The following is a 16,294-nucleotide window of genomic DNA, read 5'->3' on the forward strand; positions in this document are numbered from 1 at the left end:
ACAAGACCGCCGAGCTCATGGTCTTCAAGCTCGTCATGGCCGCTTCAAAAACTTGGCGGAAGCTGAAAGGCGAAAATCGCTTGCCGATGGTCATTGCGGGCGTCACATTCACCGACGGCGTCGCGGTCAGCCCAGACGCCGATCAACGCGCCGCCTGATCGGACCCGTCACCCAAAATCAGCCATAGCTCACCGGCGATTTCGGTCCGGTCCATGTCGATGAGGGCTATGCTTCGACCACCCGCTTCGGCGAGCGCCTCGCCCCGGGAATCCTCGTCGCGGGCATCTGCACCTCGGTGCTTACCGCCGAACTCGTCGGCACCGTCGGCGTCTCGGTTCGCGACTGTTTCTGGTTCACCGGCGCGGTGCGCTATGGCGATACGATCATCTTCGACATATGGATCAGCGGCAAGGACGAGGCCAACCGCACCGTCGACTGGCAGGCCGCTGCGCGAAACGAAGCCGGCACCGAGGTGCTGAAGGCCGATGCCACCCTCAAATTCCCTCGAAAGAAAGCACCTGGCCCCCAATGATTTTGTCCGGACACGACCTTGGCGGCATCACCGTCGCGACCGTCCTCCCCTTTAAGGCGAATGGCGCCATCGACTGGGCCGGCTACGAGGCCGTGCTCGACCACTCGGCCCGGCCGGAGACGACCGACTGCGTCTTCGTCAACGGCCATGCCGGCGAGGCGACGGCGCTCACCGACGCAGAACGGGCCGAGGTGATCTTGAGGACCCGCGAGCAGATCGGCAGGGACCGACCGCTGATGGCCGGCGTGATCCCGACCGGCTATCCCGATGCGGTCCGACAGGCCGAGGCGGCGCGCGAGGCCGGCGCCGACGTCGCGGTGATCTTTCCTGCCGAAGCGCTCGGCGGCGGCAACGCCTCGACCGCCGCGCCGGTGAAATTCATGGAAAAGCTCGCCGGCGAGCTGAAGATGCCGCTTTCGGTGTTCCAGTTTCCCCTCGCCTCGGGCTTCGGCTTCTCGACCAAGGCGCTCGCCGAGATCGCGATGATACCGGAGGTGGTCGCGATCAAGGAGGGCAGCGCCACCATGCTCGCCTACGAGGAGAACTGGCGTGCCGTGAAGAAGGCGGCGCCCGACTGCGCCATCCTTCCCTCCAACTTCAACTGGTTCATGGCCCAGCTCGCCGTCGGGGGCGACGGCATCCTCTCGGGCCTCGCGAGTCTCACGCCCGGCCTGCTCGCCGATCTGTGGCGGGCCTCTCGAGCGATGGACCTCGCCGCCATGCGCGCCGCGTCCGACCGGCTGCACCCGATCGTGCGGGCGATCTACGGGCCTGCGCCGGTCATCGACATGCATACCCGCATGAAAGAGGGCCTGAAACTCATGGGCGTCATCGACAACGCCGCGCCGCGCCTGCCGCTGCTGCCGCAATCGCCAGAGATCGTCGAAGGCGTGCGCGTCGCGCTGATCGACGCCGGGCTCCTGTGAGATGAGCGAGCGGCCCGCTGACGGCGGTCGTCGTCATGCAGAAGAGCGCGTTCGACGCCCTTCCGGAAAAAATCCAGACGGCGCTCCTGGAATCGGCCCATGAATCGGCCGAATGGCAGCGCAGCTATGTCGAGGATCAGGAAACGCCGCTGCTCGACGCTCTCAAGGAAAAGGGCGTCAAGATCACCAGGCCGGATCCGGCGCCGTTTCGGAAAGCCTCGATCCCGCTCTACAAGGAGATGCTGAAGAGCGACAGCCAGAAGGCGCTGTTCGACGCGTTGACCGCCGAATAGCCGTCAGCCGGCCGCATCTGAAAGCATCGGGCGGGCCCTCCGCCCGGCGCCTTTTTCGCGCTGGAGCCGCGCTCAGGGCAGGTCGATCTGCGCCATCAAGTCTTCCATCACGGCGGCGTTCTGCATGCGCAGGATCGCCTCCGCATATTCGAGGTCATGGCGACGCAGCGCGCCGACGAGCAGCTTCATCTCGTCGGCGAGCCCCCGCCGCCGGCCCTCGCCATAGCCGAAGCTGCGCCGGAAGGCGCCGATCATTTCCCAGCCGCGCTGAAAGATCCGCAGCGCCTCGCGATTGCCGCCGAACTCGACGAGGCAGGTGTTGAAGCGGCGATTGAGCTCGAGCGCCCCGGCGTCGTCGCCGGTCTCGACCGCTCGGGCGTAGTCTTCGGCCAGGGTTTCGAGCGTTTCGATGCGGGCCAAAGTCAACTGCCGGACGCCGCGCCGGATGGCGATGATCCGCAGATCCGTGTTGAGCTCGAACAGGTCGGAGACGTACTCCCGGTCGAGCCGGCGCACGGTGGCGCCCTTGTTCTGCTCGATCTCGACGAGCCCCTCGCCTTCGAGTTTGCGCAGGGCCTCGCGCAGCGGCATCGGGCTGAGACCGAACCGGGTCGCCAATTCGCCGATCTTGAGCCGCTCGCCGGGGCCGAAGCCGCCATTGAGGATCGCTTCGCGAACGAGGCGGGTCGCAAGATCCACCGAATTGCCCGCCGGCTCGATCAGTTCGTCGCCCTTTTTCGGCTTGCTCATTGCTTGCTTCGCGATGTCTCGTTCATGGGCGGAGGCCGGATCAGGCAGCAGCGGGCGGCGGCCCCTTGCCGGGACATGGTGGCTACTGCGTCGGCCGCATCCGGATCAAGGAGATATGTTCGGCGTCGATCTTCACCTCGCCTTGCGCGTCGAGGAGCCTGACCGCTTCCGTGATGACACCCGCTGGACGGCTCCGGCTCGGACGCTTTGCGGTGAAGGCCATCTCCACGTGGAGAACGTCGCCGACTAGGAGTGGTTTGACGAAGCGCACGGCGTTCCAGCCGAGCGAAGCGATCGAAGTATCCTCGTAGAGCTTCAGTTCGCTTTTCAGCCCTTCCATCAGCGACAGGCCGAAAAGGCCATGGGCGATGAGACCCGGGAAACCGGCCCTGCGCGCATAGTCGGCGTCGCAATGGAGCGGATGTCGGTCCCGGGTCAGACGCGCGAAATCAATGATATCCGCCTCGGTGATCGTATGATCGGCCGTCCTGAAGACGGCGCCGACCTCGACATCTTCGTAAAAGAGATTTTCGACTGTGCTCACGGCCCGTCTCCCCTGAGGTCTGCGGCAATACCCATGGGCGCTTGCCGAAACAGCCGCGCGTCCATCTCCTTGAGATCATCCGCGACCCGCGGCGCGAAACCGATGTGGCGCAGGACGTCCTCCTCGAGCCGCACCCCCGACGCGATCTCCGTCAGGACGAGGCCATCGGCCGCGAGCCTGAAGACGGCGCGCTCGGTGACGATGGTGACGTCCTGGCCCCGCTCGCGCGCCATCCGGCCGTTGAAGCTGATCTGGCCGACCCTCTCGACGAATTTGCGGGTGCGACCCTCGCGGTCGATCTTCAGCCGCCCCGCCTCGAAGCTGCACGACAGGCCGCCGCCGGTCAGCGTGCCGCTGAAGACCAGCCGCCGGGTGTTCTGGGTGATGTTGATGAAACCTCCGGCGCCATCGTAGCGGTCGCCGAAGCGGGTGACGTTGACATGGCCCTCGGCGTCGATCTCCGCGAAGGAGACGAAGGCGCAGCCCAGACCGCCGCCGTCGTAGAAATCGAACTGGTAGGGCTGATCGATGATGGCGCGCGGATTGTAGGCGGTCCCGAATTCCCGGGCGTATCCCGGAACGCCACCGATGACGCCGGCCTCGACCGTCAGCGTGATCAGATCCTCGATCCCCTCCTCGGCTGCGACATTGGGGATCATCGCGGATATGCCGACGCCGAGATTGACGGCTTCACCGGCGCGCAATTCCATCGCCGCGCGCCGGGCGATCACCCGCCGCTCGCTCAGGGGATCTGGGGCATGCCGCGCGACGGGCATGCGGACCTCGCCCGAACGGGACGGATCGTAGCCGGTCGTATAGGTCTGGGCCTGATCCGGGTCGACCACGACATGATCGACGAGAAAGCCGGGGATCTTGACCATCTGGGGGTGCAGGCTGCCGGCCTTGACGATCCGCTTGACCTGGCAGATCACCGTGCCGCCTGCATTGTGGACGGCCTGGGCGATCGACAGATCCTCGCGCGTCGTCGCCTCGTGCTCCATCGCGACGTAGCCGTCCTCGTCGGCGGACGTCCCGCGAATGAAACAGATGTCGGGCGCCGGCATCCTGTAAAAGAGATAGTCCCGCCCACGAAGGCTCAGCCGCTCGACGACCGTCTCCGTCGCCAGCGCGTTCATCCGCCCGCCATCCTGTTCGGGCTCCATATAGGTGCCGAGGCCGACATGGGTGACGATGCCGGGCTGCCCTGCCGCCTGGGCGCGGAACATCTGTGCCATCACGCCCTGGGGCAGATTGTAGCCGGCGATCCGGTTTTCGACGATCAGCCGCATCAGCGGCAGCTGCAGGCCGAAATTGCTGCCGAAGACACGTGCGACGAGGCCTTCATGGGCCAGCCTGCACAGCCCCTTCTCGCTGACGGCGCCGACGCCGGTGACATGGATCAGCGTCAGTCCCGACGGCGAATGCGTTGCGAGGAACCGCGACTGCAGCGCCTCCAGGAGCCGCTCGGCGACGCCGGTGCCGCCATTGCCCCCGACCACCAGGGTCGCGCCGTCGCCGACGAGCGCCGCGGCTTCGTCGGGGCCGATGATGCTGAGACTCATGCGTATCGTTTCGCGATCTGGCGGGCGATGATCATCCGCTGGATCTGGTTGGTGCCTTCGTAGATCGGCGACAGCCGGACATCGCGGAACAGCCGCTCGATGCGGTATTCGCGGCTGTAGCCATTGCCGCCATGGATCTGCAGCGCGTTCGAGACATGGGTCTGGGCCATGTCCGTCGTGAACAGCTTGGCCTGGGCCGCCTCGAGGGCGATCGGCTCGCCGGCGTCGTAGAGGCGGGCCGCGTGGTGGATCAGCAGACGGGCCGCGGCGATATCCTTGGCCATGTCGGCAATCATGAACTGGACCGCCTGGAACTCGAAGATCTCCTTGCCGAACTGCTTGCGCGTCCTGGCATAGGCGATCGCGTCTTCCATCGCCGCCTGGGTCATGCCGAGCGCCATCGACGACATCATCAGCCGCGAGAAGTCGAAGTTCACCATCGCCATCTTGAAGGCGCCGTGTTCCGGACCGATCCGGTTCGACACCGGCACCCGGACCGCGTCGAAGCTGATCTGGCATTCGGCAAGGCCATGCATGCCGAGAAGCTCTTCGGACTTGCCGCGCGAAACGCCCCTGCGCCCGGTTTCCACCAGAATGCAGCTGACGCCGCGATGGCCGGCGGACGGGTCGGTCTTGGCAAAGACCATGACGACGTCGGCGATCCGGCCGAACGTCACCCAGGCCTTCGTGCCGTCGATGACGTAGTCGTCGCCCTCCCGCCTCGCGGTCGTCCGCATTCCCGCGACGTCGGAGCCGTGGTCGGGCTCGGTGACGGCGGTCGCCGGAATGACCGATCCGTCGAGAATGCCCGGGATCAGCGCCTTGTGCTCATCGCTGCCGTGGTGATGGAGAAACGAAGCCGCCTCCACGGGTATCGCAAAGGCATTGCCCACCGCGCCCGAACCGCGGGCGATCTCCTCCATCACGATACAGGCCGCGAGCGCATCCAGTCCGGCGCCGCCGGCTTCCTCCGGCAGGGCAACGCCGAAGAAGCCCTGGTCCGCGAGGCCGACATAGATTTCGCGCGGGAATTCGTCCTCGCGGTCGATCGCCGCAGCCTGCGGGGCCAGGACCTCGTCGCTGAACCGGCGGGCGCTGTCGCGCACCATCCGCTGGTCCTCGGTATACAAACGCTCCACGGACCCTCCTTTCTGCATCAGACAATATTTGATCGAATTTTGACCATTTGCGCAAGATGCGATCTTGTGGAAAGCTGTGCTCTCTACCCCGCCGGCTTGCCCGCATGGAATGCATCGGCGGGTGATCGATCGAAGAAATAGACGACGACGTCGTCCGGCGACGCGCCATAGGCCCGGCTGATCGCTTCGGTGATTTCGCACGCTGCCTGCTGTTTCATCGCCTGGTCGCGCGGGAATGCATGGACCTTGGCGAAGATGCGGAATTTCTCGGCAGAAGTGCCGTGTTTCGCGGCATGTCCGTAGGAATAGTGCGGGGTCGAAAGATAATAGATGGTCACGATTTCCGGCTTGATTCCAAAAGCCGAACAGAGACCATCGGTGATCCGACGGGTGGCGACAGCCCGCACTTCAGGAGCTGGCTCGAAGTCGTAGAGTTCGATGAAAGGCATGGGTCTCGCTGTCCAGACGTGAAAGGCGGCCGCGGCAAAAGCCTCTTTTTTGAGCCTGCCCACAAATTGGGACTTGACGGATTATAAGATCACATCTCAACTGTATACGGGGGCAGTTGATAAAATTCTGCCGCGGCCAGGAACACAAGGATCCAGCGTGACGACCTTCCGAGGCAGCTACACCGTTTGCGTCACCGCGTTCGATGCCGAAGGCCGGCTCGATCTCGAGCGCCTGCGCAGCTATGTCGACTGGCAGATCGCCGAAGGATCCCACGGCCTCATCCCGCTCGGCAGCACGGGGGAGTTCCTGTCGCTGACCCGCGACGAGCGGACGGCCGTCGCCGAGACGGTGATCCGGCAGGCGGACGGACAGGTGCCGGTCCTGATCGGCACGGCCGCCGAGTGGACAGATGAGGCGGTCGCGCTCAGCCGCGAGGCCGAAGCGCTCGGCGCGGACGGCGTGATGCTGGTGCCGCCCTACTATTCCTCGCCGACCGAGGAGGAGCTGTTCGTCCATTTCAGGCGGGTGGCCGAGGCAATCTCGATCCCGGTGATGCTCTACAACAACCCGTTCACGGCCAATGTCGATCTCGGCGCCGATCTCGTCGCGCGTCTCTCGCAGATCGACAACATCTCGTACATCAAGGACACTTCGAAGAACGTCCACCGCGTCACCGAGATCCTGGCGCGCTGCGGCGACCGGATGACCGTCTTTGCCGGCTACTACCCGTGGGAAAGCTATCTCGCCGGAGCCGAGGGCTACAGCTCGGTCTTCGCCAATATCGCCCCGAAGCTCTCGGCCGCGATGTTCGAGGAGACGACGAAGCCGGGCGGCGAAGCGAAAGGGCGCGAGATCTATCTGCGCGCGCTGCCGCTCATCAACATGCTGGCCGGCGACCTCTACGTCTCCGCGACCAAGGCCGCGATGGCGATGATCGGAAAGGGCATGGGCGATCCGCGCCCCCCGCGCCTGCCGTTGCCGAAAGAGCGGCAGGCGGCGCTGCGTACCATCCTGCAGGAATTGCGCCTGCTCCCCGCCTCCTAAGGCGCCCCGGGCAAAGCCGCCACCCTCCACAGCCAACCAACCAGAAGGTTTCGCAGATGAGATTTGGACCCATAGCCGTTGCGCTTTCGCTCGCTCTCGCCAGCACGCAGATGTCGTCGGCAGCCCTCGCCCAGGAAATCACGCTGAAGGCCAGTCACAACGCCAATGCCGACGAGCCCTACGGCCTCGGCATGGAAAAGATGAGCGATCTCCTGGAAGACAAGAGCGGTGGCAAGGCGACCATCCAGGTCTTTCCCAATGCCCAGCTCGGCGACGAGATGGAGAGCATCCAGGGCACCCAGATGGGCACCGTCGACATCGCGGTGACGGCCAACGAGACCCTCGTCAACTTCGTTCCGGAACTCAGCGTCTTCAGCCTCCCATTCCTGTTCAAGGATTCCGACCAGATGGATCGCGCTCTGTCCGATCCGAAGGTCGTCGCCGAAATCCAGGACATCCTGAAGGAAAAGGGCTTCCATCTCGTCAGCCTGTTTTCGGCCGGCACCCGCCACATCATGACGAAGAAGCCCATCGCCTCGATCGACGACCTGAAGGGCCTGAAGATCCGCACCATGCAGAACGAGGCGCATCTCGACACCTTCAAGGCCTTCGGCGCCAATCCGACGCCGCTTGCCTATACCGAGCTCTACGGCGCGCTGGAAACCGGCGTCGTCGACGGCGCCGAAGCCGCCAACACGAACTACTACGCCAAGAAGTTCTACGAGGTGGCGCCCGACTGGGCGACCGTCGCCTGGCTGGAGCTGGTCGCTCCGGTGATCATGGGCGAGGACGCCTATGAGGCGCTTCCGGCCGACGTGCAGAAGGCCCTCGACGAAGCGGGCCTCGAAGCCGGCACCTATCAGCGCAAGCTCTATCGCGAGAGCGATCAGGCCCGGCTGGCCGACATCAAGGCCGAGGGCGTCAAAGTCACCCATCCCGACATCGCCCCGTTCCGGGCGGCCGCCGGCCCGATCATGGACAAATACGTCCAGTCCGACGAGCAGAAGAAGCTCTACGGGCTGATCGAAGCGGTCAAATAGGCTGTCCTTGGAATGTTCCGGCCCGGCGCGCTTGCGGCCGGGCCGGGCATCGGCGGTCTCTGGCAAGGAAATGACGCGATGCTTCAGCTTCTGGAACGGCTCTGTCTCATCCTGCGCCGCCTCGCCTCGGGCGCGGTGATCCTGCTGTTTTCGGTGATGATGATCGCCGTCCTCGTCCAGGTCGTCGGGCGCTATCTGTTGAACTATTCGATCGCCTCGGCCACCGAGATCGCCACCTTCAGCCAGATCTGGCTGGTGCTGCTGGGCGCCGGGGTCGCCATGGCGCGCAACCAGCATGTGGCGATCGACATGCTCCCGGCCATGCTGCCGCTTCCCCTCGCCCGGATCGCGCTGCTCGCCATCGCGGCGGTCACCATCGCCTTCCTCGCGGTCCTTGCCTATGGCAGCCTGCCCCTGCTGAAGCTCGGCGCGTTCCAGTCATCGCCCGCCCTCGGCCTGCCGATGAAATGGATCTATCTCTGCCTGCCGGTCGGCGCCGCCTATATCGCGATCGAACTCATTCTGTCGGTCGTAAGGCGCTGGTACGATCCGTTTCCGGAGCCCGTCGCCGACGGCATCGAAGAAGCGATCTGATGGCCATCATCGCGATCGCCTTCGTCGCGCTCCTGGCCCTTGGTGTGCCTGTCGTCTTCGTGCTCGGCATGTCGGCGGTTCTGGCGCTGGTGACCACGACGCATGTGCCGGTCGCCATCGTCAGCCAGCGCGTCTTCGCCGGGCTGAACTCCTTCACCCTCATGTCCATCCCGTTCTTCGTCTTCGCCGGCGTGATCATGGATGCCGGCGGCATCTCGCGGCGGATCGTCGACTTCGCGTCCGCGATCATCGGCTGGATGGTCGGCAGCCTGCTGCAGGTCTCGTGCCTTGCGGCGGCGGGCCTCGCTGCGATTTCCGGCTCGGGTTCGGCCGACACCGCCGCGATCTCGGCGATCATGCAGCCGCAGCTGAGACGCCGGAACTACGACGTCGACTTCGGTGCCGCACTGATCGCCTGCGCCGGCTCGATCGCCCAGGTGATCCCGCCGAGCCTCACCATGGTGATCCTCGCGGTCGTCTCCAATGTCTCGATCGGCGCACTGTTTCTGTCGGGAGTCATTCCCGGACTTCTGTGCATTCTCGTCCTGATGGTGATCGCCTGGCTTCATGCCCGCAAAGGCGGGCCGCAATACCGCGAGAGCGAAGCCTTCACCTTCTCGCGGCTGCTGCGCACCGGCTGGGCGGCGCTGCCTGCCGCGGGCATGCCTGTGCTCATCCTCGGCGGCATTCTCGGCGGCGTCTTCACTCCGACCGAGGCCGCCGCCGTGTCGGGCTTCTACGGCCTCTTGGTGGGCATGCTGGTCTATCGCGAGTTGAAGCCCGCCGCCCTGCCCGACCTCATCCTCAAGACCGCCTCGCTGTCGGCCGCCGTCATGCTGATCATCGGCACGGCCAGCGTCTTTGCCTGGCTGATCGCCAATGCCAACGTGCCGCAGATCATCGGCGCATGGATCCGCGACGTGTCCAGCAGCCAGGTCGTCTTCCTGCTCATCGCCAATGCGCTCTTTCTGGTCATCGGCATGTTCCTCGAGACGATCGCCGCGATCCTCATCGTCGTGCCCGTGCTGACGCCGATCGCCCACGACATCGGCATCGACCCCATCCATTTCGGGCTTTTGATCATCCTCAACTGCGCACTCGGCACGGTCACGCCACCCTACGGCGTCTCGCTCTTCGTCGCCTCCAGCGTCGCCGGCCGATCGGTGATCCAGGTCTCCCGGAGGCTCGCCTTTCCGCTGATCGGAATGTTCGCGATCCTCATGCTCGTCACCTTCGTGCCCGACCTGTCGCTGTTTCTGCCGCGGATGGCGGGCCTCATCGACTGATCCCCTGAAGCCGAGAAACAAGGAAACCATGACGCAAGACCTGAAAGTCCGGATCGCGGGCATTGCCTTCGACGCCCGTTTCGAAACGGAGAAAGCGCCACGAACCGTCGCCGCCTTCAAAGCCCGCATGCCCTTCGTCAGCAAGGTCGTTCACGTGCGCTGGAGCGGCGAGGCCGTGTGGATTCCTCTGGGCGACACGCAGTTCGACGTCGGTTACGAGAACCACACCAGCTATCCCGCGCCGGGACAGATCATCCTTTATCCCGGCGGCATCAGCGAGACCGAAATCCTGCTCGCCTATGGCGGCGTGGCCTTCGCTTCGAAAATGGGACAGCTTGCCGGCAACCATTTCATCACGCTCACCTCCAATCTCGATCACCTGCCGGCGCTGGGGCCGAAGGTGCTATGGGAAGGGGCGCAGGAGATCGTCTTCGAGGATGCGGACGCCTGAAGCGTTCGCGGCCCGAGCGTTGGCAGTCGGCCGGTGAAAGGGCTTTTCATGCGTGACGATACCGCCATCACCTACGGCGCGCGCCTTGCGCAACTGGCCGCCGAGCGCGGCAATGCGACGGCGGTGCAGTTTCTCGCGGCCGACGGCAGCGAAGAGGCGATTAGCTGGGCAACGCTTGACGAAAGCGTGAACCGGATCGCCCGGGCATTGGCAAAAAGGGGCGTGACCGAGGGCGATGTCGTCGCCTTCGGCCTTGCCAACACGCCGGCGCATCTCACCGTTGCCCTGGCGATCTGGCGCCTCGGCGCGACGACCATGGTGCTCGATCCGAGCCTGCCGGAATCGACGGCCGACGCGCTGTGCCGGCGGATCGGGGCGCGGCTGCGCCTGCATCGCAGGCCAGGGTGCGGCGATCTCAGCCTCGACACCCTTGAGCGCCTCGCCGCCGAACAATCGGATGCGCCCTTGGAGGATCGCGTTTCGCGACCCGGCAAGATCGTCATGTCCGGCGGTTCGACCGGCCTGCCGAAGCTGATGGCCGACGACCGGCCCTTCGTCCGCGTTCCCGGCAAGAGCTGGGGCAAGGTCGCGCCTGCCCTCGGATTTCGCGCCGATCAGGTGCAGCTCGTCTGCGGGGCGATGTCCCACAATGCGCCTTTCACCTGGGCCCAGAACGGGCTCTTCGAGGGCAACACCCTCGTCTTGATGGAACGGTTCGACGCCGGGCGCGCGCTTGCCGCCATCGACCGGTTCGCCGTCGGCTTCGCGATGCTCGTGCCGACGATGATGGTGCGCATGTCGGCGCAACTGCCGGCGAGCGGCGCAAGCCTCGAAAGTCTCCATTCCTTCTATCACACGGCAGCCCCTTGCCCGATCTGGCTCAAGCGAGCTTGGATCGAAAGATTGGGGCCTGAGCGCGTGTTCGAAATGTACGGCTCGGGCGAGAACACCGGACAGACGGTGATCTCGGGGCCGGAATGGCTGTCACACGAGGGCTCGGTCGGCCGCGGCTTCGAGACGAAGATTCGGATCCGCGACGAGGCGGGAGGCCTCCTCGAGCCGGGGGAGATCGGCGAGATATTCATGCGGCCCGACGACCTTGACAGCCGCAGCCGCTATGTCGGTCCGGACGCGCCCCCTCCCCGCGCCGACGCCGACGGCTTCCAAAGCATCGGCGACACGGGGTGGCTCGATTCGGATGGCTACCTCTACCTGACCGGACGCCGCGACGACGTGATCAACACCGGCGGCGTCAAGGTGAACCCGGAGCGTGTCGAGGCCGAGCTCATGCGCCATCCCGAGATCGCCGATGCCGTGGTCTTCGGGGCCGAGGATCGCGAATGGGGCCAGAGCGTGGTGGCGCTCATCTCGCTCATGCCCGGCGCCACGCTGACGGCCGAAGCGGTGCGCAGCGTCTGCTCCCAGGGCCTGACGAGGCCTGAGATCCCGAAACATGTGGAGATCGTCGCCAGCCTTCCGCGCGATGGTTTCGGGAAGATTCGCCGGCGGGCTCTCAAGGCCGATTACGCAAGCGCCGTTGCAGCGTCCCGATCGTAGGCGGAACGCTTTCATCGCAAACGTGAAGCGACGAGGGACGAGCGCCCGCGGGAGAATCCCGTCATTTTTGCCGATGGCCGACAGCGGTGTCCAAATCGGCTTCGACGCCTTGATGGACCGGCTCGGCCTCCGCCCGCAGATCGCGCCCGAGGTCGAGGTCGAGGTCGAGGTCGAGGTCGAGGACATCGCGATGATGCGCCTTCTGGCGCGCGAGGACGCGCGTTGCGCCGGTAGGTCGAGACGGACCGCCAACGTCGGCGATTTTCGACCGGCCGGCGAAAGCGGAACGAGCCGGCACTCCGGAAGGCCATGTCGGAAGGTGACGCATTTCTGTCCGCCTGTTGGCGGGCGGGAGGACGCCGTCGCTCGGGTTGACGAAGACCTCGTTTTCGAGGCGCGTCCGGCCGCTTCATAATCATTATGACGGAGGCCACAATCGCTGCACCCGGCGATCGGCCGCGGGCGCCGCCGCGAACTTGGCCCACCCTGCCTATTCGCATGGCAGCCAGCCCGGGAGACGGGCGCTTCGAACCGGCAAGGAGACCGGAAAACCCCATTGGGCCGGCGCGTCCGGTCGGAGCAGCCGTTGCCGAACGGCGACGATCAACAGCGGCCGGCGCGCAGGCTGGCGAACCGTCCCGCCGCGTGGCCCGAGCCGCAGTGGCGGCCCGCCCGCGGCGCCGGTCTGGCCTTAACACCATCCGCCCAGCGATCCTCTGCCAGGCCGGACCGGGCGGACGCGGCCTCCTCGGCCGACCAGCCGGACCAGACGCCGTCGGGGTTTCGCTCCCGCAATCGCCCGACGAGGATCCGCAGATGCTGGTTCTCGAGTTCCAGCGTCCGCAGGCGCTTGAGCGCCTCCGGCTTCAGGCCTCCGAAGCGTTTCCGCCAGCGATAGAAGGTCCGTTGCGACACATAGGCCGAGGCGCAGATGTCGCTGATCGGCACGCCCGCTTCCGCCTCGTGGAGAAGCGACAGGATCTCCGCGTCGGTGTGGTTGGTCCGTCTCATGCCATGCCTCCGGCAGTGCGCCCCGCGCGACCCCAAAGCCAGCTCCGTCTTCCGCCCCTGTTTGTCCTCATCGCGTGATCCCGGCGTCGAACAGCTCTCGGGCGGCCGGCCATGGCAGCCATGGAACCGCCCGGCCGGATCGATGCAAATCGGGTGCCAGCTTCCGCCGGCGTGCCATGCCCGGCGATCACAGAAGCGCCTTGTCCAGCATCATGTGCACGCCCTTGTTGCCATCCACGAGTTGCGTAATGCGCAGATTGCCGGCGAGCGAGATCAGCATATAGGCCTGGTTGCGGGTCAGTTCGGTCCGCCGGCAGACATGCCTGACCATCTCCGCCACCGCCTCCTTGGCCGCATCGTCGAGATCCTCGTTGAGGCCGATCGAGATGAGATGGGTCTTGCTTTCGGCGAACGGCCGGTCGAAGTCGAGGTCCTTGCGGACGGTCAGGCGAAAGGTTCCGCTGCAGCCGGTTTCGAGCGCGGTCAGGCACACCTCGCCATCGCCCTGAACGCCGTGGCCGTCGCCGGCGTAGAACAGCGCGCCCTCGTTGAAGACCGGCAGATAGAGCGTCGTTCCGGGCTTCAGTTCCCGGTTGTCCATGTTGCCGCCGAACACCCGCGGGACCGGCGAGCCGCAACGGCCCCAGGCCGGCGGCGGCGCAACGGCGACGATGCCGAAGAACGGGTCGAGCGGGATCTCCGCGCCCCACGGCATGATGCAGACCTGGCGCTCGCGGTCGATCGCCGGGCGAATGGTCTCGTATTCGGTGAAGGCTTCCGGAAGGGTGCCGAGGAGCGGCAGGATCGCGACGAAGCCCCAGTCCATCCAGACGCTGGTCTCAAGGATGTCGATCTGGAGGACATCGCCCGGAGCCGCCCCTTCGACATGGACCGGGCCGGTGATGAAATGCGGGCCGGGTCCCTGCGGCAGCGCGTCGATCGCCTCGCGGTACGCGTCCGGCACCATGTCGGGACGCTCCGGGAGAATTTCGGCGCCGCCCGCCGGAAAAGAATGCAGCGTGACGATGTCGCCCGACTGTATCCGCAGGATCGGCGGGACGCTGGAGTCGATATAGCCCCAGACCATGGATTCGTGGGTTGCGGGGATCTCGTAGCTTTTCGGGACGATGCCCTTCACGTCAGCCATTCTGGCCTCACGATGATACTGCCTCCGACGTGACAACCGGCCGCCCCGCCCGCCCGCCTAGTGGTCCGATTCCGACATTTGGCACCGCTTTGTCGAGACCGCGCAGCAAATGTCGGAATCGAAAGACCACTAGCCAAGTTCATGATCCTATTGGATTTTTTGAATTTGACATTTGATAAGACGCCTCACCCGACCAGGACTCAGATGTCAAATTCAATCCACTAGCCGCCGACGAGAAGCGCGCAGCGATGGCTGGGCTCGATATTCCTGAGAGCGTCGGCGACGCTCTCCCGGGTCTGACTGGTCTCGGCACTGCACGCCCCGGGTCACCGCCCCGCCGATCACGAGATTGGTGCGGTAATGAAACTTGCGGCCGGGCGGGCGAGGAACACACGCCGTCGGCGATCTTCCGCTGCGTCGCCATGCGCCTGGTCGGGTTCAGCGCACGCGATGCCTCGAACAGCTCCGGGTTGCCGGTCTCGATCTGGCTTAAGACGCCGCCCTTGAAGTCAACGTTGCCTGGCGAGACGGTGTTGGCACGGATGTTCTTGGCAGCGAGCTCGAACGCAGGGCCCTGCGTGTAGTGGATCAAGGCCGCCTTGAAGGCGCCGTGGGGCCCGGCGGCGAAATCGATCTCACGGCCCGAAGCGCTGGAGATCGTCACGATCGAAGCGCCGTCGCTCTCTTTCAGGAACGGCATTGCCGCACAGACCAGCCTCCGCGATCGCGCGCCCAATACCCTTCGTGCCCCCGGTGACGGGCGCCTTGCGGCCTTGCGACGTGAGATCCATGCATCTGCCCTTTCATGCCCAAAAGGTCGGCGATTTGGTCCCGGCACTGCCGCGTTGCCTGGTCAGTCGAGCAGCCGGTAGTGCGCGGCGCGCGCGATCAGCTGGGCGCGGTTCGCCGCCGAGAGCTTTCGCGCGGCGGCGTTGAGATGCATGACCACCGTCGGCACCGATCGCGACAGACGCAGCGAGATCTCCTTCGCCGTCAGCCCCTCGGCCGCGAAGGCAACGCATTCGCGCTCGCGCGGGGTCAGATCGATCGGCCGAGCCGAGAGCGTCTCCGGACCGAACAGCGGATAGATCTTCTCGTGCAGGACATGGGCAAACAGGGCGAAATCCGCGACACGGCAGGCGATCACGTCCTCGAAATCGCCGTCCGCGTCATGCCGTATGCCCGTGACCACGGCGCATTCGCCGTTCGGCATGTGGACGGGCACGGACAGCCCGCAGGTGATCTTCATGTCGTGGACATAGTCGACGACCGGCGCGTGCCTGCCTTCCAGGATCCGGTTGAGCGGCGTCCGCCCGCCGGCGCGATAGGACCAGACGAAGGGCAGGTGCGAGCGGAAGGCCAGCTGCTGGACCGGGTCGATGTGGTAGAAGCCGTCGTCGCGCCAGACCTTCACCATGTCCGACGGCACATTCTGCATCGAGATGAACGACGGCAGCGCGACCGACCCGTCGTGGCCGTATTTCACCGGCGTGAAATCGTAGAGCAGCGACGACAACCCGAACCCTGCAAGCGCCTTGCTCGCAAGGCGCATCCGGGCGTCGACATCGGCACCGCCCGACAGGTAGCGATCGATATCCGCGATATCGGAAAACATCGGCGGTCACTTCACCTGACTACTTTCGCGCCATGTTTACATCCTAGGCGGCGAGGTGCAAGACGAAGCCAAGCCGACCTATCAAATCTGATAGCTGGCGCGCGTCCCTGCCTCGCCGATAGGCTTGGTTTCGAAGATCCGGCGAAGCCAGCCGGGTGAGCGAGCGAGGAGAGCCAGCGTGTGGCGTGAGATCGAACCGGACGAGACGAGGACCGTCGAGGGCGAGTGTCAAACGGCTTCGGAACGGGACCCCTCATCGGCGTTCAAACGGGCCCCCTCTTCGGGTGCCGAATGCGCAACGGCCTCGTTATCGCGTAGCCGTAGGCGAGCGATGACGAGGCCGTTGCGTGCGG

Annotated in this window: 17 protein-coding genes and 3 pseudogenes; 10 read left to right on the forward strand and 10 right to left on the reverse strand. The window is 65.4% G+C overall.

Annotation, left to right across the window (positions count from 1 at the left end):
* The 4 genes and pseudogenes from J1C47_RS22860 to J1C47_RS22875 form a co-directional block, all read left to right on the forward strand.
* Nucleotides 1-158: pseudogene (locus tag J1C47_RS22860) on the forward strand (IS256 family transposase); the annotation flags it as partial.
* A gap of 41 nt (nt 159-199) precedes the next feature.
* Nucleotides 200-532: pseudogene (locus J1C47_RS22865) on the forward strand (MaoC family dehydratase); the annotation flags it as partial.
* Nucleotides 529-1,458 (forward strand): dihydrodipicolinate synthase family protein, encoded by a 930-nt coding sequence (locus J1C47_RS22870; RefSeq protein WP_207353125.1) that lies wholly within the window; start codon nt 529-531, stop codon nt 1,456-1,458. The pseudogene J1C47_RS22865 and the gene J1C47_RS22870, both read left to right, overlap by 4 nt.
* 17 nt (nt 1,459-1,475) lie before the next feature.
* Entirely contained in the window at nt 1,476-1,751 is a 276-nt protein-coding gene (locus tag J1C47_RS22875) for a type 2 periplasmic-binding domain-containing protein (protein WP_281065579.1), read from the forward strand.
* A 72-nt stretch (nt 1,752-1,823) separates the two neighbouring features.
* On the opposite strand, the gene J1C47_RS22880 is transcribed toward J1C47_RS22875, so the two are convergent.
* The 5 genes from J1C47_RS22880 to J1C47_RS22900 form a co-directional block, all read right to left on the reverse strand.
* Nucleotides 1,824-2,501: a GntR family transcriptional regulator gene (locus J1C47_RS22880; protein WP_207353127.1), complete on the reverse strand. Its 678-nt coding sequence runs from the start codon at nt 2,499-2,501 to the stop codon at nt 1,824-1,826.
* Between the two features lie 82 nt (nt 2,502-2,583).
* A complete protein-coding gene (locus tag J1C47_RS22885; RefSeq protein ID WP_207353128.1) occupies nt 2,584-3,045 on the reverse strand; it encodes a MaoC/PaaZ C-terminal domain-containing protein in 462 nt (153 codons plus the stop codon).
* Entirely contained in the window at nt 3,042-4,607 is a 1,566-nt protein-coding gene (locus J1C47_RS22890) for an acyl CoA:acetate/3-ketoacid CoA transferase (RefSeq protein WP_207353129.1), read from the reverse strand. The genes J1C47_RS22885 and J1C47_RS22890 overlap by 4 nt, the downstream gene beginning before the upstream one ends.
* Nucleotides 4,604-5,746, reverse strand: coding sequence for an acyl-CoA dehydrogenase family protein (locus J1C47_RS22895; RefSeq protein WP_207353130.1), 1,143 nt, complete (start codon nt 5,744-5,746; stop codon nt 4,604-4,606). Before J1C47_RS22895 ends, J1C47_RS22890 begins: the two co-directional genes overlap by 4 nt.
* Nucleotides 5,747-5,829: 83 nt before the next feature.
* Entirely contained in the window at nt 5,830-6,195 is a 366-nt protein-coding gene (locus J1C47_RS22900) for a tautomerase family protein (RefSeq protein ID WP_207353131.1), read from the reverse strand.
* Between the two features lie 157 nt (nt 6,196-6,352).
* On the opposite strand from J1C47_RS22900, the gene J1C47_RS22905 reads away from it, so the two are divergent.
* The 6 genes from J1C47_RS22905 (at nt 6,353) to J1C47_RS22930 (ending at nt 12,168) form a co-directional block, all read left to right on the forward strand.
* On the forward strand, nt 6,353-7,240 hold the full coding sequence (locus tag J1C47_RS22905) for a dihydrodipicolinate synthase family protein (RefSeq protein ID WP_207353132.1): 888 nt from the start codon (nt 6,353-6,355) through the stop codon (nt 7,238-7,240).
* A 56-nt stretch (nt 7,241-7,296) separates the two neighbouring features.
* On the forward strand, nt 7,297-8,280 hold the full coding sequence (locus tag J1C47_RS22910) for a TRAP transporter substrate-binding protein (RefSeq protein WP_207353133.1): 984 nt from the start codon (nt 7,297-7,299) through the stop codon (nt 8,278-8,280).
* Between the two features lie 78 nt (nt 8,281-8,358).
* Nucleotides 8,359-8,874, forward strand: a complete 516-nt coding sequence (locus J1C47_RS22915) for a TRAP transporter small permease (protein WP_207353134.1) — start codon at nt 8,359-8,361, stop codon at nt 8,872-8,874.
* On the forward strand, nt 8,874-10,160 hold the full coding sequence (locus tag J1C47_RS22920) for a TRAP transporter large permease (RefSeq protein WP_207353135.1): 1,287 nt from the start codon (nt 8,874-8,876) through the stop codon (nt 10,158-10,160). The genes J1C47_RS22915 and J1C47_RS22920 overlap by 1 nt, the downstream gene beginning before the upstream one ends.
* Before the next feature lie 28 nt (nt 10,161-10,188).
* Complete coding sequence (locus J1C47_RS22925; protein ID WP_207353136.1) at nt 10,189-10,611, forward strand: DUF3830 family protein; 423 nt, start codon at nt 10,189-10,191, stop codon at nt 10,609-10,611.
* 48 nt (nt 10,612-10,659) lie between these two features.
* On the forward strand, nt 10,660-12,168 hold the full coding sequence (locus tag J1C47_RS22930) for an AMP-binding protein (RefSeq protein ID WP_207353137.1): 1,509 nt from the start codon (nt 10,660-10,662) through the stop codon (nt 12,166-12,168).
* A gap of 61 nt (nt 12,169-12,229) precedes the next feature.
* On the opposite strand, the gene J1C47_RS22935 is transcribed toward J1C47_RS22930, so the two are convergent.
* The 5 genes and pseudogenes from J1C47_RS22935 to J1C47_RS22955 all read right to left on the reverse strand — a co-directional run bounded on the left by J1C47_RS22935 (nt 12,230) and on the right by J1C47_RS22955 (nt 15,941).
* The gene (locus J1C47_RS22935; protein ID WP_207353138.1) at nt 12,230-12,496 is read right to left on the reverse strand and encodes a hypothetical protein; all 267 of its coding nucleotides are present in this window, start codon (nt 12,494-12,496) and stop codon (nt 12,230-12,232) included.
* 275 nt (nt 12,497-12,771) lie between these two features.
* Nucleotides 12,772-13,179 carry a transposase gene (locus J1C47_RS22940; protein WP_207353139.1) on the reverse strand — a complete coding sequence of 136 codons (408 nt, stop codon included), beginning with the start codon at nt 13,177-13,179 and terminating at the stop codon, nt 12,772-12,774.
* Between the two features lie 187 nt (nt 13,180-13,366).
* Nucleotides 13,367-14,326 carry an acetamidase/formamidase family protein gene (locus J1C47_RS22945; RefSeq protein ID WP_207353140.1) on the reverse strand — a complete coding sequence of 320 codons (960 nt, stop codon included), beginning with the start codon at nt 14,324-14,326 and terminating at the stop codon, nt 13,367-13,369.
* A gap of 312 nt (nt 14,327-14,638) precedes the next feature.
* Nucleotides 14,639-15,044 (reverse strand): annotated as a pseudogene (locus tag J1C47_RS22950) (SDR family NAD(P)-dependent oxidoreductase); the annotation flags it as partial.
* 135 nt (nt 15,045-15,179) lie between these two features.
* A complete protein-coding gene (locus tag J1C47_RS22955) occupies nt 15,180-15,941 on the reverse strand; it encodes a LuxR family transcriptional regulator (protein ID WP_207353141.1) in 762 nt (253 codons plus the stop codon).
* Nucleotides 15,942-16,294: the final 353 nt, after the last annotated feature.

Origin of the sequence: Jiella sonneratiae (assembly GCF_017353515.1) — a bacterium.
Taxonomy (GTDB): Bacteria; Pseudomonadota; Alphaproteobacteria; order Rhizobiales; family Rhizobiaceae; genus Jiella; species Jiella sonneratiae.